The organism is Parageobacillus sp. VR-IP (genome assembly GCF_013357975.1).
GTDB lineage: Bacteria > Bacillota > Bacilli > Bacillales > Anoxybacillaceae > Saccharococcus > Saccharococcus caldoxylosilyticus.
In genome coordinates this window covers 93,082-110,013 of the sequence record NZ_JABVYQ010000007.1, presented here as the reverse complement: position 1 = coordinate 110,013, position 16,932 = coordinate 93,082, and the positions used below count along the sequence as shown (strand labels likewise).

Annotated in this window: 17 protein-coding genes; 13 read left to right on the top strand and 4 right to left on the bottom strand. The window is 43.3% G+C overall.

All coding sequences use genetic code 11. The features are described 5' to 3' along the window. The first annotated feature begins 4 nt into the window (after positions 1–4). Entirely contained in the window at positions 5–115 is a 111-nt protein-coding gene (locus HT574_RS16415; RefSeq protein WP_175245429.1) for an ArsB/NhaD family transporter, read from the top strand. A 180-nt stretch (positions 116–295) separates the two neighbouring features. Here HT574_RS16415 and HT574_RS16410 read toward each other — a convergent pair whose 3' ends face one another. The 3 genes from HT574_RS16410 to HT574_RS16400 all read right to left on the bottom strand — a co-directional run bounded on the left by HT574_RS16410 (position 296) and on the right by HT574_RS16400 (position 3,852). Next, positions 296–961, bottom strand: a complete 666-nt coding sequence (locus HT574_RS16410) for a DUF2642 domain-containing protein (protein ID WP_175245428.1) — start codon at positions 959–961, stop codon at positions 296–298. A 251-nt stretch (positions 962–1,212) separates the two neighbouring features. Continuing rightward, complete coding sequence (locus HT574_RS16405) at positions 1,213–2,643, bottom strand: hypothetical protein (protein WP_175245427.1); 1,431 nt, start codon at positions 2,641–2,643, stop codon at positions 1,213–1,215. Between the two features lie 120 nt (positions 2,644–2,763). Then, complete coding sequence (locus HT574_RS16400) at positions 2,764–3,852, bottom strand: CotH kinase family protein (protein WP_175245426.1); 1,089 nt, start codon at positions 3,850–3,852, stop codon at positions 2,764–2,766. Between the two features lie 201 nt (positions 3,853–4,053). Between HT574_RS16400 and HT574_RS16395 the strand changes: the two genes are divergently transcribed. From HT574_RS16395 to HT574_RS16340, 12 genes are all read left to right on the top strand, one after another. Then, positions 4,054–4,626: a CotG/ExsB N-terminal domain-containing protein gene (locus HT574_RS16395; RefSeq protein ID WP_175245425.1), complete on the top strand. Its 573-nt coding sequence runs from the start codon at positions 4,054–4,056 to the stop codon at positions 4,624–4,626. A 266-nt stretch (positions 4,627–4,892) separates the two neighbouring features. Continuing rightward, positions 4,893–6,068, top strand: coding sequence for an 8-amino-7-oxononanoate synthase (gene bioF, locus HT574_RS16390; protein WP_175245424.1), 1,176 nt, complete (start codon positions 4,893–4,895; stop codon positions 6,066–6,068). Positions 6,069–6,364: 296 nt separating this feature from the next. After that, on the top strand, positions 6,365–7,288 hold the full coding sequence (glsA, locus tag HT574_RS16385; RefSeq protein WP_081161688.1) for a glutaminase A: 924 nt from the start codon (positions 6,365–6,367) through the stop codon (positions 7,286–7,288). 20 nt (positions 7,289–7,308) lie between these two features. Next, positions 7,309–7,707, top strand: a complete 399-nt coding sequence (locus HT574_RS16380) for a hypothetical protein (protein ID WP_061579815.1) — start codon at positions 7,309–7,311, stop codon at positions 7,705–7,707. Between the two features lie 238 nt (positions 7,708–7,945). Beyond that, entirely contained in the window at positions 7,946–8,953 is a 1,008-nt protein-coding gene (locus HT574_RS16375; protein ID WP_175245423.1) for a LacI family DNA-binding transcriptional regulator, read from the top strand. A 97-nt stretch (positions 8,954–9,050) separates the two neighbouring features. Further along, complete coding sequence (locus HT574_RS16370; protein ID WP_217499581.1) at positions 9,051–10,340, top strand: ABC transporter substrate-binding protein; 1,290 nt, start codon at positions 9,051–9,053, stop codon at positions 10,338–10,340. A gap of 96 nt (positions 10,341–10,436) precedes the next feature. Next, positions 10,437–11,411: a carbohydrate ABC transporter permease gene (locus tag HT574_RS16365; RefSeq protein ID WP_217499580.1), complete on the top strand. Its 975-nt coding sequence runs from the start codon at positions 10,437–10,439 to the stop codon at positions 11,409–11,411. A gap of 5 nt (positions 11,412–11,416) precedes the next feature. Beyond that, complete coding sequence (locus tag HT574_RS16360; protein WP_061579834.1) at positions 11,417–12,181, top strand: carbohydrate ABC transporter permease; 765 nt, start codon at positions 11,417–11,419, stop codon at positions 12,179–12,181. Positions 12,182–12,220: 39 nt separating this feature from the next. After that, positions 12,221–13,300: a Gfo/Idh/MocA family protein gene (locus HT574_RS16355; protein ID WP_175245421.1), complete on the top strand. Its 1,080-nt coding sequence runs from the start codon at positions 12,221–12,223 to the stop codon at positions 13,298–13,300. 12 nt (positions 13,301–13,312) lie between these two features. Then, positions 13,313–14,062, top strand: a complete 750-nt coding sequence (locus tag HT574_RS16350; protein WP_175245420.1) for a ThuA domain-containing protein — start codon at positions 13,313–13,315, stop codon at positions 14,060–14,062. Beyond that, positions 14,059–15,213, top strand: coding sequence for a Gfo/Idh/MocA family protein (locus HT574_RS16345; RefSeq protein ID WP_175245419.1), 1,155 nt, complete (start codon positions 14,059–14,061; stop codon positions 15,211–15,213). The genes HT574_RS16350 and HT574_RS16345 overlap by 4 nt, the downstream gene beginning before the upstream one ends. 20 nt (positions 15,214–15,233) lie before the next feature. Further along, on the top strand, positions 15,234–16,205 hold the full coding sequence (locus HT574_RS16340) for a sugar phosphate isomerase/epimerase family protein (protein ID WP_175245418.1): 972 nt from the start codon (positions 15,234–15,236) through the stop codon (positions 16,203–16,205). Positions 16,206–16,269: 64 nt separating this feature from the next. Here HT574_RS16340 and HT574_RS16335 read toward each other — a convergent pair whose 3' ends face one another. Next, positions 16,270–16,602: a hypothetical protein gene (locus tag HT574_RS16335; protein WP_175245417.1), complete on the bottom strand. Its 333-nt coding sequence runs from the start codon at positions 16,600–16,602 to the stop codon at positions 16,270–16,272. Positions 16,603–16,932 lie beyond the last annotated feature (330 nt).

Here is a 16,932-nt window from a genome sequence, read left to right as displayed (position 1 = left end):
CCCTATGCCTAAAATTATCGGAAGCGATATCGGTTCCTTGCTATTACCGATCAGGACATTAGCTACGCTATTGTGGCTGCACATTCTGAAGAAACATCATAAAAGGATTTCATGAGCTGCTTATATTAAAATTACGTTTGTTGTCATTCTGCCGGCCATCGTGTTTACCTTATACTGCTGTTTTTTATCTGGTGAATGAGGAAATCAGTCTCTTTTTATCATCCGCACCTTGCGCTAAAATAACTCCCCCCCTGTACATGAGCTTTTGGCGTTACAGAGAGGGAAGTTTATTTTATTAAGGAAGATGAATCGTTTTTACATGTATTAGTTTCCAAAATACGGATATTCCGCTAGCTGTTACAAGTTCAATAATGTTGTTTTGTACTTGCTTAAGCAAACCAATTTTCATCGGATGGTCGCCTAAATCAAATACGACTAACTGTCCCTCAAATTTTTTTAACTGTTCTTCTAATGACCTTTGTAGTGGCATGTCGGTTGGTTTTACTGGCAGCACTTCATTGCCTAGCGTGTATGGAGTAATGTTTGTCTGATAAGGGGTTAGCCATTTCAGATGATTTAAAGAAATAAACATCGTTTTATACACCGGTGAATAGAAAACGAAGTAATCATTTAAAATAGCCGTAACATAGCCATGGATCGATTTATTTCCTGTCACATAAATTTCGACAAAACGACCTTTCGCGTTGATTAATGTTTTCCGATAGGAAATCATCTCATTTTCATCAAAAGGTGATTCAGGGATCACATCCGATAATTCCGTCTGTGGGTTCGTAGATACTCTGATGTTGTGAATGTGCAAATGGGGAATATATAAATATTCTTTTCCGTTATAAATCACAATAATATCTAATCCTACATCGACAAGTATTCCTGTCAACAGGACTTTCCCAGATAATTCCATTTCTACTGGCTTTCCGATTAAAGAATTTAGGTTATTCATTTTCTCCCTCCTTTCAACAGAATAAAAGCAAGTAGTAGATGCACAAATGTGCATCTACTAGACAATGATCTTCTTGTTCACACCAAAGAACGACTGGCAATCGGCATTACAACACATATAACTATTTTCCGATCTTTTACGAAATATAGGAACAAAATGACAAGGAAGCGATTCAAAAGGAGCTGTTGGCGAGAAATGATGATTTTTATTCATGAACGTCGACAATTTTAAAGTAGGGAATAAGAAACGATTTACTTTTTCGGATCCCAAATATAATCAATCGTTTTAACGATTGTTTCCTTAACGATTTTTTCTTTTGGAGAGCTTCTTTGACTTGTAAGCTGTTCTTTGCCCGATGTTCTGTCATATTTGACTTCATATTCTACTTTTTCTACTTTTGTCCGCTGTTCTCTATCCGATGTTCTGTTGTCTTCTGCTTTTGTCCGCTGTTCTCTGCCCGATGTTCTGTCAACTTCTACAACGATGGTTTCCTGTGAAGAGCTTCTTCGACTTGTATGATCATCTCTGTCCGATGTGCTATTATCTTCTACTTTGTTTGACATAACCCAATCTTTGGTGTTGGAATTCTCAGTAGTTTCATTATTTTGTTGTTGCTGTTGTTCTTGTTGTTCTTGCTTTTGTTGTTGTTTGAGAAAGCCTTTTGTACCAATACTAATGCTTTTAATGTGATAAGGGTAAATCCGAATGACTTCATCATTGTTTACCAGTGTAAAATGTTCTCCCTCTTCTTGCACAAGAATTCCTTCTGCCGCTTCAGGACCGCCGCGGTTAATAGAGACCCATTTATAAGCAAAATAATCAAATAACTCATCGAAACTTTGCGCATGGATGTCATCAAAATTGATGGCATTAAAATAATTATTAAGGATAGAGGAATTGTTGTGAGGTGTGTTTTGATCGATATTTTGATCGATATTTTGGCTCGTATTTTGTACACTTACACTTTTGATGTGAGTTATATTATAAAATACAATGCCATCGTCTTCCGTTAAGAGAGCCATATAATTACCAGCAACAGCGAGCACTATTCCTTTTTTAGATTCAGGACCGCCTTGATTCACCTTGATCATACTGCCGATAAATTTTTTTAATAATTCTGTAAAGTTATTCGCTGATACCAGTTCTGGATGGCCGTCAAAATCGATCGACCATTCAACAGAGTTAGCTTTTGAATTTTCATCGATGTTTAGGATATGTCTTAAGTTAGATTCAACATCGTTAGCTTCTGAATTTTTACTGATGCTTCGGACGTGTTTTAAGTTAGCTATTAAATTTTCACTAATGCTTTGAACCTGTTTTAAATTACTATAAATACTTTCATTGATGCTTTGGACGATGTTTTGGACATTTCGTAAGTTAGATTCAATAGAATTAGCTTTTAAATTTTCACTAATGCTCTGGACATGTTTTAAGTTATAATAAATAATTGCGTTGTCGTTTTTCGAGTTATTGTTTTTTGGGTTATCATTTTGTGCGTTGTTATTTTTTGCTTTGTCGTTTGATTGCTCTGGCATTAGTGCAACATAATCGGTCTGAACATCTAAAAGCCTACCTTCACAAGATTCTGGTCCCCCTCTGTATACTTTTACTTTTTTGCCCACTAACGATTTTAGATAATCATTTGACTCCACTGATTGACTATCCATTTGTTTTCTAATCATATATTTGTTCCTCCTTGTTATTTATCCATAATGGTTATTCGTAATGCATATATACGTATCCCATTAGTCAAAAGTTATCCATCAATCGCCCAACATGAAAAAATTCCACTTTAGCCCATTTTATAATAGGACGGACAACTGACTTTTTAAATAAGCGTTTCGTTTTTCGATGAACTCGCAAATCCAATCGGGTTCATCATCAAACTGTTCCATACGGTCTTTTATATACGGATCATTGAGGACATGTGGTCGCAATTGCTGATAAAGTTGCTCCACTTTTGGCTTCATAAACTCCACGGTGAATTCATGATCTAATGTATGTTTCATGATGTCATAATACATTTTTCGAAAGCGCTCTGTATCTAATAATCGGGCGGTTAACGTATTAAATCCCTCGATACGTACGTAATCATAATCCATTTGTTTTCCATTAATATCCCTTCCCCAAGTAGCGTCAAAATCCCAAGGAATGATTTCGAATAAACCGGAATCTGGATTGCGATATAGCGCGTAATTGTGAACGAAGCCATCGAAATTTTGCGTGCAAACAACGCCTGTGAGCCAGCGTAAATATTTATTTACGTCCAAAATCTTTGTTATGACAGATTCGTACTCATATTTTGGTGTCGTATTTATTTGGAAAATGAATTCCTCCAGGTATCGGTGATCCTCTTGAGTTCCCAGCTTCCTTTCATAGCCCGCATCTAAAGACGTTTTAGGGGCCTTGTCAAACGAACTAATCAGCGAAAAATTAGCGTCATCATCAACCGCGTAAAAAATGGGCCCTATTGGCAATTGACGTTTTTTTAAGAAAAATTCATCCACCGATTCTAATTGAAGATAAATTCCCTCATGTTTTCCATTGATGGATAAAAGAACGTGTTGGGAGGAAGGAGAAAGGACGCCAAGTGCCGAGAAAAAATCGAAGGAAAGTTTATTTCTCATGAGAGAAGGATCTTTATATTCCGCGTTCAAGTGAAGTTCATGAGCTCCATGAAAGAAATAAGGTTTATAAAACGAGATAAAATAGGATTTTTTCTTAAATTTTCGAATGTGTGAGCCGCGATAGCTTATATCGATATGAAATTTTTTCTTATGAAATGTAAGCGTGGCAGGAACAAGTTCATCGTTCCAAATGTTGCGACGCAGCTCCCGCAAATCATCAGGGTGGATATAAATCGCAAACAGAGGAAGCTGACTGGTTGACATCTATCATCTCCACCTTTCTGACCATGTTCAATAAATCCTATGTGAATGGTAAGGCTCCTGTTACTGTAGGCATTTATCCTATTTTTATAAAAAACAGACAAGTGTCTAAATCAGCATAAAGGAAAATAACGTAGATTATTATCAGGTAAAGATAGATGACTATCTTTTCTAACAATGAACATGGTATTAGGAGGTTAAAAAATGAGCGTTTATACTCATGATGACATTAAAAACGCTGTAGACGTACTTGAAGCAGAAGGGCTAGGGGAGTTTTTATATCAAGAGCCGACAGGCCGTAGGCATCGTACGCATGGTACAAGTCGTTCCCGCGGGACAGGTCGTATAACAGGGCGGCCAGGTCGCATAACAGGGCGGCCAGGTCGCATAATAGGGCAGACAGGTCGCATAACAGGGCGGCCAGGTCGCATAACAGGGCAGACAGGTCGCACAACAGGGTGGATGGATCGTACAACAGAGCGGACGGGTCGCACAACCGGGCGGACGGATCGCACAACAGAGGGGATGGATCATACAACAGAGCAGACAGGTCGCACAACCGGGCGAACGGATCGCACAACAGAAGGGATGGATCATACAACAGAGCGGACAGATCGCACAACCGGGCGAACGTATCACACAACAGAGGGGATGGATCGCACAACAGGATGGACGGATCACACAACAGAGCGCACAAGTCGTTCTCATAGAAAACGAAGATACTGGCATGACGGAAATATGAAGATTTTATGGATAAAATTGGATGGCATGTTATGAACTAACCATATTTTTCTAGCATCAAAATAGGCGGTGTTAACAAAGCATCTCGCCTATTTTTCTTTTAAAAGGATTCATGGTCGTTAATATGCAAATTTTTTATTAACAAAACATTGTGCTAAATAAACAGTCAGAAAAAGAAAAATTATTCACTAGGCGATTTTGATTTTCTGAGGGAAAAATAGTTTGAAGTATTGTGTAGATTCAAGACGTGTAGTTATAATGTAAACAATAAAAATATTTTGGTTAACAATCGGGGGATGAGGATGAAAAATCATATTCAATCCGTACTTCATCAATTAGAACAAAAAACACAAAAGCGCATGTTGAAGAATGTATCCTCTTCGGATGGCGCATGGATTGTCATGAATGGTAGGAAGATGTTAAATTTAGCATCAAACAATTATCTAGGGCTGGCGAATGATGAACGATTAATCAAAGCAGGTTGCCAAGCAATGCGTACATACGGAGCGGGAGCCACTGCTTCGCGTCTTATTGTCGGCAATTATGAACTATATACGAGAGCCGAAGAAGCGTTAAAAAAATGGAAAAAGACGGAGGCAGCGCTTATTTTCAATAGCGGGTATACAGCTAATCTCGGAATTATTTCGTCTCTGATCGGCCGCGATGATATTGTGTTTAGCGACTGGCTCAATCACGCGAGCATTATTGATGGAATCAGATTAAGCAAGGCAGAACGATATCGTTATCGCCATAACGATTTGGATCATTTGGAGTCATTGTTGAAACAAGCATCTCCGCATAAGCGAAAGTTGATTGTCACCGATTCGATTTTCAGCATGGATGGGGATATAGCGCAGTTGGAAGGATTAGTGACGCTGAAGAAACGTTATAACGCCATCTTAATGGTTGATGAAGCGCATAGCAGCGGCATTTATGGAAAAAGAGGAGAAGGTCTTGTTCACCATCTTCATTTGCAAGACGAGGTCGACATCCAGATGGGCACCTTCAGCAAGGCGTTAGGATGTTTTGGAGCTTATGTCACGGGAGAACAGTGGCTCATTGATTACTTGATGAATACGATGCGCAGCTTTATTTTTACGACCGCTTTACCTCCGGCTGTTCTTGGCGCAATTGAAAAATCGATTGAGATTGTTCAACAAGAACATGCAAGAAGGCAAACGTTGCAAGTTCATAGCCATTATTTCCGCGATGAGCTTCAAAAGCTAGGATTTGATATCGGAAAAAGCACGACACACATCGTTCCGATCATCATCGGTTCAAACGAACAGACGGTTCAAATGAGCGAGCGGCTTCAGGAACACGGAATCGCCGCGGTAGCGATCCGGCCGCCAACCGTTCCCGAAGGCACGTCCCGCATCCGCTTCTCTCTTTCTTCTTCTTTAACGAAGGAAGAATTAGATTGGGCGCTGGAGCGGATTGCGGAAGTAGGAAGAGAAATGGGATTGATAGCTTCATGATGAAATTTTACAACTTTGAACCGATAGGATAGTCATACGAATAGTCGAGCAAAGTTACACCCGCGCTCCGATGTCGCATGTTGTTTGATTTTCTATAATCAATGCAAACAAGACAGAGGAGCGTGAGAAAATGTTGCTCATCCATGATGTCATTCATAAAATGATTTATGATTTCGAAAAAAGACCAGACACGAAAGTCCAAAACAATCGTCAATCAAACCGCTAAACAGACAATGTTTGGCGGTTTTTTACATATTGAACATGTTGCTGGCCATACTAACAACAGGTGATGGCGAATGTACACAAAATCGGAATTAGAACAATTTGTCAAACAAGCAAAACAGTATGCGCGTTATGGAAAAGTCGCTGATTATATTCCCGCCCTTGGCAAGGCGAATCCAAACGATTTGTCAATCGCTATTTACATGCCCGACGGCAATGTCATCGACGCGGGGGATACGACCCATAAAGTGACGCTGCAAAGCATCTCGAAAATTATCGCGTTGGCGCTTGTCCTAATGGACCGAGGGGAACAAGAAGTGTTTCGAAAGGTAGGCATGGAGCCGACGGGAGATCCGTTTAATTCCATTGCCAAACTGGAGGAAGTGCAGCCGGCAAAGCCGCTCAACCCAATGATCAACGCAGGTGCGCTCGCGGTGACGCATATGATTGCTGGAGCTTCGGTGACCGAGCGGTTCGAGCGGCTTTTGCAGTTTGTCCGGAAACTTGCAGGAAATCCGACCATCACGTATTCGGAAGAAGTAGCCCAGTCCGAATTTGAAACGGCGTTTTTAAACCGCTCGCTCTGTTATTTTCTTAAGCAGCATGGTATTATCAATGAAGATGTCGAAGAGCTGATGGATCTTTACACGAAACAATGCGCGATCGAAATGACGTGCGACGACCTAGCGCGCATCGGCCTTGTGTTCGCAATGGATGGACGCGATCCGTTTACCGGGGAGCAAATAATGCCGCTCGATGTCGCCCGCATTTGCAAGACGTTTATGGTCACGTGCGGCATGTACAACGCCTCCGGCGAATTTGCGATTAAAATCGGCATCCCGGCAAAGAGCGGAGTCTCGGGTGGCATCCTCGCCGCCGTGCCAAAGCGGTGCGGCATCGGTATTTTCGGTCCGGCGTTGGACGAGAAAGGCAACAGCATCACCGGCATGAAACTGCTAGAACTGCTTTCAAAAACGTATTCGTTAAGCATTTTCTAAAAACAAGGAGGAAACGACACATGCAAACCTTTACGGTTCAATTTCACCGGGAAGATGAAGTAGAAGCGATGAAAGTGCAAAAACTAAACCAACAAGATTTCGACAAAGCCACCGAAGGCGGGACAAGACATTTATTTGACTTGGATACGAACATCGGCTATTTCGTCTTTTTTGACGCCGAGGACGCAGAGGGAAATGTTTCGTATCTTGTCCTGCAATATGAGGAGGACAACGAAGATCCAAGTGCATGCTACGGATTTGAGCTAAAAGATTTCTATGAATTTCTCGCTCTTTATTTGAACGATCTGGAATTCGGTGACGAACAAGAAGAAAGTGAAGAAGAGGAGTACGGCCCAATCCATCATTTGGCCCATCTTCTTTATCATATTGTAGAAGAAGGGAACTCGATCGAAGTGTAACAACACGATCCTGGATCAGGTGTGATCCAGGATTTATCTTGCCCTCTTTTTGTACTTTTCCACACTGCCTTTCATCAGCCGAAGCTTATGCCCGTCGATGCTCCAATGGATCAGCACTACGTTTTTTAAAAAAAATAATAAAGCCCAAATATACCGCATAAAGTGATAACAAATGTAATCGATTACATAAAATGTCGTCTTCCGGATAGCTTCTAAAATAATGAAAGGAATTGTAACAATGGTAAGAATCAAAGATGTTGCAAAATTAGCTAATGTATCCACAGCAACAGTATCACGCGTTTTACGCAATGCGGGCAATGTTAAGGAAGAAACGAGAAAGCGGGTGCTGGAAGCCATCGAAAAGCTCCATTATCAGCCAAATGTTCTTGGAAGAAATCTGCGCAGAATGGAAACCGAAACGATATTGGTGGTAGTGCCGGATATGACGAACCCTTTCTTTTCGAAAGTATTGAGGGGGATTGAATCGGTCGCCATCCAAAATGGATATCGGGTACTATTAGGCGATACGCAAAATAATATCCGTCTGGAAGAAGAATACTTAAATCTTTTGCGCCAAAAACAAGTAGATGGAACGATTTTTCTAACTGCCCGTATCAACAAAGAGCTTATGGAAGAAATGTCACAGCAATTTCCGATTGTTCTTGCTTGTGAGTATTTAGAAGGGGCAACCATTCCTACCGTTTCCATTGATAATATTAGCAGCGCCCGCAAGGCGACAGAACATTTGATTAAACTAGGGCATCGTCGCATCGCCCATCTTTCCGGCCCGATGAATATTATTTTAAGCCGTGACCGTTTGCGCGGATACCAACAAGCGATAATGCAATATGAATTGGATGTGGATCCGGTACTTATTCAGGAAGGGGATTTTTCATATGAAAGTGGTTATAATTTAACGCTAAAACTCCTTGCCCTTAAAAATCCGCCGACAGCCATTTTTGCAGCGAATGACGAGATGGCAATCGGAGCAATCAAAGCAATTCAAAAACTTTCATTGCATGTTCCAGATGATATAGCTGTCGTTGGCTTTGATGATATTAAAATTGCATCGATTTTCGAACCAAATTTGACTACGATTTCCCAGCCGATGTTTGAAATCGGGGAGAAGGCGATGAATCTTTTACTCCAGCTAATGGAAGGAAAAAAGTTGGATAGACGGCAGTTCGTATTAGAGGATCGGCTGATCGTCCGTGATTCTTGCGGAGGAAAAGGAATGGAAAAATGAATGTGTAATCGATTACATCTTGAGGAGGTGGTGGCAGGGAGCTTAAAAGCTATCGCCACAAATTCATTTTTAGTTTAAACCAAGGGGGGATTTTGAAGTGAAAAAGTGGTTGCGAAGAACGATGACGTTTATTTTTGCCACAACACTGATGGCAACAGTTGGCTGTTCATCCAATTCCTCTAGCGGCAGCGCTTCATCAGATGGAAAGGAAAAAATTAAGATTGTTTGGGCCCATGGCAAGGATGATACACCGCAATCGAAGAAATTGGTGGAAGCGTTTAATGCGAAACATAAGAACATTGAAGTCGTTGAATTGGAAATGCCGCAGAAATCAGACGCCCAGCATGACGATTATGTGACTAAGCTGGCTGCGGGAGATACGAGCATCGATGTATTTTCCCTTGATATTATTTGGCCGGCTGAATTTGGGGCTGCCGGTTGGCTGGAGCCGCTCAACAACTATTTTAGCAAGGAGGACCTTGAAAAACTTTTGCCAGGTCCGGTAGAAGGGACACAGTATAAGGGAAAACAAATCGCCATTCCATTGTATACAGATGCAGGAGTTTTGTTCTACCGCAAAGACATTTTGCAAAAATACGGAAAACAGCCGCCAAAAACGTTTGAAGAACTGATGTCGCTGGCGAAGGAGCTGCAAGGAAAGGAAGGAACGAAATACGGATTTGTATTTCAAGCGAATCAGTATGAGGGGCTCGTATGTGACTGGTTGGAATACGTATGGGCAAACGGCGGAAACGTGCTTGACAAAGACGGAAAAGTAGTCGTCAATAGCCCGAACACCATCGAAGCGACGAAATTTATGAAAGACTTGGTTACACAAGTCGCACCGCCAGGAGTGACTACGTATCAGGAACCGGAAAGCTTGACTGTGTTTTTGGAAGGAAAAGCGGTATTCCATCGCAACTGGCCTTACGCCTGGAAAGCTTCATCTGGACCGGAGTCGAAGATTAAAGGAAAAGTCGGCGTCATTCCAATGCCGAAGGGGCCAAAAGGGACATCCGGCGCTGCGACGCTTGGAGGATGGAATCTTGGCATTAATAAAAATATTGACGAGAAAAAGAAGGAAGCGGCTGTAAAATTTATTAAGTTCGCCGTAAGTCCCGAAGGACAAAAAATTGTCGCCATCGAAGGCGGCCGTTTGCCGGTTTTAAAAGAAATGTATAAAGATCCGGAAGTATTGAAAGCAAATCCATACTTTGCCGAGTTTTTCGAACCGTTAATGGCCGCGAAGCCTCGCCCAGTGTCTCCGAAATATCCAGAAATTTCTGACTCCATCCAACGCAATATTCATAAAGTTCTTACCGGAGTGCTTAGCGCAGAAGAAGCAGTCGCGAATATTCAAAAAGAGATCGAGACGATAGTGAAGTAAATGTACCTTGTCCTTCCCGCTGGCGGAAGAACCAGAGGGGGGATTTCCAGCGTAACGAAGTTTTGTGCGGAGAGGCGGGGAGAGAAAGTGAACAAAATGAAACAACGGGAAGCAAGGCTTGGTTGGTTGATGGTGACCCCAGCTCTTTTGGCGATTGCAGCTGTTGCACTGTACCCAATTGTACATACATTTTGGCTCAGCCTCCATACAGTCAAACTGACTGAACCGGGACTTGGCCGGCCGTTTGTAGGATTGCAAAATTATATCAACCTGTTAACCGATAATCGAACGTTAAATGCCCTATGGAATACGATTATCTTTACCGTTTCATCAGTAAGTTTGGAATTTGTTTTCGGCCTTGCCATTGCGTTATTAATTCATCGCAATTTCTTTGGCCGAGGGATCGTGCGGGCTGCCGTATTGGTGCCGTGGGCGATACCAACAGTTGTCTCAGCCATGATGTGGAAATTTATGTACAATGACCAATATGGCGTCATTAACGATATTTTGAAGAAGTTAGGAATTATTTCGGAGTATAAAGCCTGGTTAGGAGACGCTTCGTGGGCGCTTATCTCGCTGATTGTCACCGATGTGTGGAAAACAATCCCTTTTATGGCACTTCTGCTGTTGGCAGGGCTCCAGCTGATCCCGGAGGAGCTGTACGAATCGGCGAAGGTGGATGGCGCCGGCGCTTGGAAAAGATTTTGGCATATTACGTTGCCGATGTTAAAGCCAACGATTTTGGTGGCTCTTTTATTCCGCACCCTTGATGCGTTTCGTGTCTTCGATATCGTGATGGTCATGACCGGCGGAGGACCTGGAAACAGCACGGAAGTGATTTCTACGTACGCCTACAAGGTGCTCATGCGCTATCTAGATTTCGGAAATGGCTCTGCTTTGGCGGTTATTGTGTTTGTATGTGTATTTCTTATCTGCTTGTTCTTTATTACCGTTCTTGGCGTGCAGCTTGTCGACGATGAAGAGGGAGGGAGAAACTTTTGGTCCAAAAGACGATTCGCTCAATCGGCAAAAACGTTCTCTTCTACGGAGCAGTCGCACTCTTCGTTTTAATTGTTATGTTCCCATTTATTTGGCAGTTTCTTACATCGATGAAACCGCCGGAGCAAATTAATAAGATGCCTCCCGATTGGTGGCCAAACCGCCTATGGATCGATTATTACATCAATGTATTTACGAAACGGCCGTTTCTCCTTTACTTAAAAAACAGTGCCATCGTTTCGGTAGCAACGACGCTGGTTTCATTGGTCATCGGCTCTTTTTGCGCCTATGCGCTGGCAAGGCTTCATTTTAGCGGAAAAAAAATCATCTTGGCTCTAGTATTATCTGTATCAATGTTTCCGCATATTGCGACATTGAGCCCAATATTCCTATTTTTGCGCGAGATGAAGCTGTTAAACACATACACGGGGCTCGTGCTTCCATATACGACCTTTGCCTTGCCGTTAACGATTTGGACGTTAACAAGCTTTTTTCGGGAGCTTCCAAAGGAGTTGGAGGAAGCGGCGATCATCGATGGCTGCTCGCGGATGAAGGCATTCTGGAAAGTTACCGTTCCTTTGGCAGCGCCGGGGATGTTTACGACAGCGATTTTAGTGTTTATCGCGGCATGGAATGAGTTCTTATATGCTCTCTCGTTTATGACCAGAGATGAGATGCGCACCGTGCCGCCCGGCATCGCCATGTTTCCGGGGGAGCATGATCTCCCATGGGGCGATATTGCGGCAGCATCAGTTGTCGTTACCATTCCGTTGATTATTCTCGTTCTTGCTTTTCAACGCCGCATTATTGCCGGTTTGACTTCTGGCGGTGTGAAAGGATAAAGGGGTAACCAAAACAGGAAGTTCAAGGGGGAAGAGTTAATGCAAAAACAAGAAAAAATACGGCTGGGGTTTATCGGGGCCGGAAGCATTTCTAGGTTTCATATGGCTGCGGCGGCCAAACTGGCAGACCGCGTCACGTTGCAGGCCGTTTGCGACATCAATGAAACAGCCGCCGAGGAGAAAGCAGAGAAATACGGAATTCGTTTCGTCTATACAGATTATAAAGATTTGTTGGCATCCCAGGATATTGACGCGGTCATTATCACGTTGCCTAATTTTTTGCATGCCAAAGTATCGGTTGAAGCTCTAGAAGCAGGAAAGCATGTGTTGTGCGAGAAGCCAATGGTTACGAATACGGCGGAGGCTCATGCGGTCATTCGCGCCCGGGATCAATCAGGAAAACAATTTATGGTCAGCATGAACAACCGCTTCCGCAAAGCGGCCCAATGGATCCACCATTATGTACAATCCGGAAAACTAGGGGAGGTTTACTACGCCAAAACAGGATGGATACGTCGCAGGGGAATTCCTGTATGGGGAACTTGGTTTTTCGACAAGAATTTATCCGGCGGCGGGCCGTTGATTGATTTAGGCGTGCATATGCTGGACTTGACGTTGTGGATGCTAGGATATCCACGGCCTATCTCGGTGGTCGGAAAAACATATGCCAAATTTGGCCCACGACATAAAGGGGCCTGGCCTGGGAAATTATTTGCGGCGGATGCCGTATATACGGTAGAGGATTTTGCTGCTGCATTCATCGAGCTGGAAAACGAAGCGACCATCGTCTTAGAAACTAGCTGGGCTTCCCATATTGAGCAGGAAAGAGTATATGTAGAACTGCTTGGCACGGAAGGCGGGGTATGCTGGAACATTGATTTATCCGGCGACGGTCAGGAAGTCAAGCTGTTTCGTGAAGAAAAAGGGGTTCCGGCGGATGTATTGCTGCATTTTGAGGAGAATGATGAACGGTTTGATGTATTTAAAAGCTTTATTACGAGCATTGAAAACAATACTCCGCCGCTTTGCACCGCAGAGCAGGGGCTGTTGATTGGAAAAATACTAGAATCTGTCTATCAATCATCCGAACAAGGCAAGCAAGTGTTTATGGAATGGTAAGGAGGAGAAGGAATGACATTTGCAATTCGCGTGGTCGTTTGGAACGAGTTTCGTCACGAAAGGCAAGAGGAGAAGGTAAGAAACATATATCCGAACGGAATGCATCATGTCATTGGAGATTATTTAAAAAAGGAAGCATTTCATGTTACAACCGCCACCTTGGATGAACCGGAACACGGTTTAACGGATGAAGTGTTAGACCGTTGCGACGTACTCATTTGGTGGGGCCATGTCGCCCACGTGGAAGTAAAGGATGAAGTGGTAGAAAAAATCCACCAGCGGGTGCTGCAAGGGATGGGGCTGATCGTTCTTCACTCCGGACACTTTTCGAAAATTTTTAAAAAGCTCATGGGCACGAGCTGCAATTTAAAATGGCGCGAGGCGAACGAAAAAGAACGTTTATGGGTCGTGGCTCCAGGCCACCCGATTGTCGAAGGGATCGGGCCGTACATCGAGTTGGATCAGGAAGAAATGTATGGCGAATTTTTTGATATCCCTAAACCGGATCAAGTCATTTTCATCAGCTGGTTTGAAGGTGGCGAAGTGTTCCGCAGCGGATGCACTTTTACCCGCGGAAAAGGGAAAATATTCTATTTCCGTCCCGGACATGAAACGTATCCGACTTATTACCATCCGCAAATTTTAAAAGTCATTGCCAATGCGGTTCGTTGGGCCGCACCTGTTAACCGCGGGGAGATGGTCTTTGGCAATGTTCCTCCGCTCGAGGAGATTGCAGCAAAGGGGGAAGGAATCGGACGATGAGAAAAATTAACGTCGGCATTATCGGCACCGGATTTTCTGCCGTTTCCCACATCGAGGCGTTGCGCCGCCTCCCTCAAGTGCAAATTGTCGCCATTGCTTCAAGCAGCCAAGAAAAAGCAAGAGAAAAGGCGAAACAATTTGGAATTCCGAAAGCATACGGCGACTATGATGCACTCATTCAAGATCCCGAAGTAGAAGTGGTTCATAACTGCACAAGAAACTATCTGCATTTTCCGATAAATAAAGCCGTATTGGAAGCCGGCAAGCATTTATTATCGGAAAAGCCTCTGGCCATCAACAGCGAACAATCCGATGAACTCAACGAATTAGCGAAAAAAAGTCCGGTCATCAGCGCCGTCTGCTTTAATTATCGGCATTATCCATTGGTGGCAGAAGCAAAAGAAATACTTGCCCGCGAATGCAGCCGGGTCCACTTAGTCTATGGCGGATATGTCCAAGATTGGCTCTTATATGATACGGATTATAACTGGCGGCTGGACCCATTACAGAACGGCGCCTCAAGGGCCATTGCCGATATCGGCTCGCACTGGTGTGATACAGTGCAATATGTGCTTGGAAAGAAAATTACGGAAGTGTTCGCTGATCTAAAGACGGTGCATCCGATCCGGAGGAAATCAAAACATCAAGCAAGCACATTTGCATCCAGCAACGAAAAAGAGAGAGAAAATATCTATATTGATACAGAGGATTGTGGAAGTGTGCTCATTCATTTTGAGGATGGCACTCACGGAGTGTTCACCGTTTCACAAGTAAGCGCCGGACGAAAAAATCGGTTGTACTTCGAGATTGCCGCTGACACGGCAACGATTGCGTGGGATCAGGAAGACCCTAACCGCCTATGGGTCGGAAAGCGCGATGAGCCAAACCGGGAGATCGTGCGCGACCCTTCCATTTTGTCGCCGCAAGCAGCTGCTTTGTCCCATTACCCAGGCGGCCATCAGGAAGGATGGCCAGATGGGTTAAAAAATCTATTTCTTGAGTTTTACGCCACAGTAAGCGAACGAAAAGCCGGGAAAACAGAAAGTGGGCATTTTTCCTTTGCCACGATCGAGGACGGCCATCAGCTTATGAAATTAGTAGATGCAATATTAGAAAGCCATCGTTTGCAAAAATGGGTTTCCATTTCTTGATTTTGAAGAGGGGGATTCAAGTGAAACTAGGTGTGTTTACCGTATTATATCAAGATTTGCCATTCGAGCAGATGTTAGATAAGGTTGCCGAGATGGGAGTAGAAGCGGTTGAATTGGGAACAGGGAATTACCCTGGCAATAAACATTGCGATCCTGATCAGCTGTTGGAAGATCCGACAAAGATAAAGGCTTTCAAGAAAGCGGTGGAAGGCCGGAGCTTGACCATCAGCTCTCTAAGCTGTCATGGGAATCCGATTCATCCAGACAAGAACTTTGCCAAACAGTCGCATGACACATGGAGAAAAACCGTACTGTTGGCAGAAAAACTCGAAGTTCCCGTCATCAATGTATTTTCCGGGTGTCCAGGCGATCATCCGGGCGCCAAATACCCGAACTGGGTCACTTGTTCGTGGCCGCCGGAATATTTGGAGATTCTGAAATGGCAATGGGAGGAAATCGTCATTCCTTATTGGCGCGAAGAAGCACAATTCGCTTCTTCCCATGGCATTCACCAAATTGCATTTGAGATGCATCCTGGCTTTGTCGTATATAATCCAGAAACGCTATTAAAATTACGCGAACATGTCGGTGCCAGCATCGGCGCCAATTTTGACCCGAGCCATCTGCTATGGCAGGGAATTGACCCCGTCGAAGCAATTAAAAAGCTAGGGCGCGAAAAGGCTATCTTCCATGTGCATGCGAAAGATACGTACATGGATCAGGCAAATATCCGGGTTAATGGTGTACTCGATACGAAGCATTACAGCAACATATTAGAACGGTCTTGGGTGTTCCGCACCGTCGGATACGGGCAAAACGAAAAAATGTGGCGAGACATTGTCAGTACGCTTCGCGCGGTAGGATATGATTATGTACTTTCGATTGAACATGAAGATATGTTGGCTTCGATTGATGAAGGATTATCGAAGGCGATTGATTTGCTGAAAAAGTTGCTTTTCAAAGAGGAATTGCCAAATATGTGGTGGGCGTAAAGAGAAAAGGAAGGTGGCAAGGAGGTCTCCGTCTCTCTTTGCCACCTTATTATTGCCACTGACGTCATATCGCTTGTTTTTCATATTTTTCAATATTTCCTTTCAATAGTTTTAACTCCTGCCCATCGATGCTTAAATCAATCAGCACCCCATTGAAAATATCTTCATTCTTCTTTTTATCATTCGACTGCAAATATCGTACGCGATACCACTTGCGGCCGTATTGAAAATACATATACCGCCCTTTTGCAAAGTCAAACCAAAACTTAACCCGTTCCCCGTTCACCGTTTTCCAGACATATCCCCATGCCCTTTTGTGAGGGAAATTTGTCATTTTTGGTCGGCCCGAATTGATGACTTTGTAGAATAGCTTGTTTTTCACATCGTACAGCATCATGATCTGCTCTGCTGCCCCCCTTTTAGAATCTATTACTACATATATAGAAAAAGCAGCAGAAAATTAGACTTATTTTTTAAGAATGAAGCTTTACATATTGCAACGCATGTTGCGGTTTCTGAAGAACAGCTAGTATCCTGCCATCGCGAAAAAGTATAAGCTGCGCCCCGGCGTTGGGTTGTCGGTGAATCAATTAGATTAAAATTGTTCTCTAACTTGCCATCCATCCTGTTTGCACAAGAAACGAAACCATCGTGCATGGCGGGTCATCAACGTGGTTAGGCTTGAGCCGTTTCGACAAAAGCAAAATTCTAAACGGCAACCTAACGT

Excerpts from the sequence above, each read along its gene's own strand:
- HT574_RS16415 (WP_175245429.1), top strand. The coding sequence starts at position 5 with ATGCCTAAAATTATCGGAAGCGATATCGGTTCCTTGCTATTACCGATC.
- HT574_RS16410 (WP_175245428.1), bottom strand. The coding sequence starts at position 961 with ATGAATAACCTAAATTCTTTAATCGGAAAGCCAGTAGAAATGGAATTA.
- HT574_RS16405 (WP_175245427.1), bottom strand. The coding sequence starts at position 2,643 with ATGATTAGAAAACAAATGGATAGTCAATCAGTGGAGTCAAATGATTAT.
- HT574_RS16400 (WP_175245426.1), bottom strand. The coding sequence starts at position 3,852 with ATGTCAACCAGTCAGCTTCCTCTGTTTGCGATTTATATCCACCCTGAT.
- HT574_RS16395 (WP_175245425.1), top strand. The coding sequence starts at position 4,054 with ATGAGCGTTTATACTCATGATGACATTAAAAACGCTGTAGACGTACTT.
- bioF (WP_175245424.1), top strand. The coding sequence starts at position 4,893 with ATGAAAAATCATATTCAATCCGTACTTCATCAATTAGAACAAAAAACA.
- glsA (WP_081161688.1), top strand. The coding sequence starts at position 6,365 with ATGTACACAAAATCGGAATTAGAACAATTTGTCAAACAAGCAAAACAG.
- HT574_RS16380 (WP_061579815.1), top strand. The coding sequence starts at position 7,309 with ATGCAAACCTTTACGGTTCAATTTCACCGGGAAGATGAAGTAGAAGCG.
- HT574_RS16375 (WP_175245423.1), top strand. The coding sequence starts at position 7,946 with ATGGTAAGAATCAAAGATGTTGCAAAATTAGCTAATGTATCCACAGCA.
- HT574_RS16365 (WP_217499580.1), top strand. The coding sequence starts at position 10,437 with ATGAAACAACGGGAAGCAAGGCTTGGTTGGTTGATGGTGACCCCAGCT.
- HT574_RS16360 (WP_061579834.1), top strand. The coding sequence starts at position 11,417 with ATGTTCCCATTTATTTGGCAGTTTCTTACATCGATGAAACCGCCGGAG.
- HT574_RS16355 (WP_175245421.1), top strand. The coding sequence starts at position 12,221 with ATGCAAAAACAAGAAAAAATACGGCTGGGGTTTATCGGGGCCGGAAGC.
- HT574_RS16350 (WP_175245420.1), top strand. The coding sequence starts at position 13,313 with ATGACATTTGCAATTCGCGTGGTCGTTTGGAACGAGTTTCGTCACGAA.
- HT574_RS16345 (WP_175245419.1), top strand. The coding sequence starts at position 14,059 with ATGAGAAAAATTAACGTCGGCATTATCGGCACCGGATTTTCTGCCGTT.
- HT574_RS16335 (WP_175245417.1), bottom strand. The coding sequence starts at position 16,602 with ATGATGCTGTACGATGTGAAAAACAAGCTATTCTACAAAGTCATCAAT.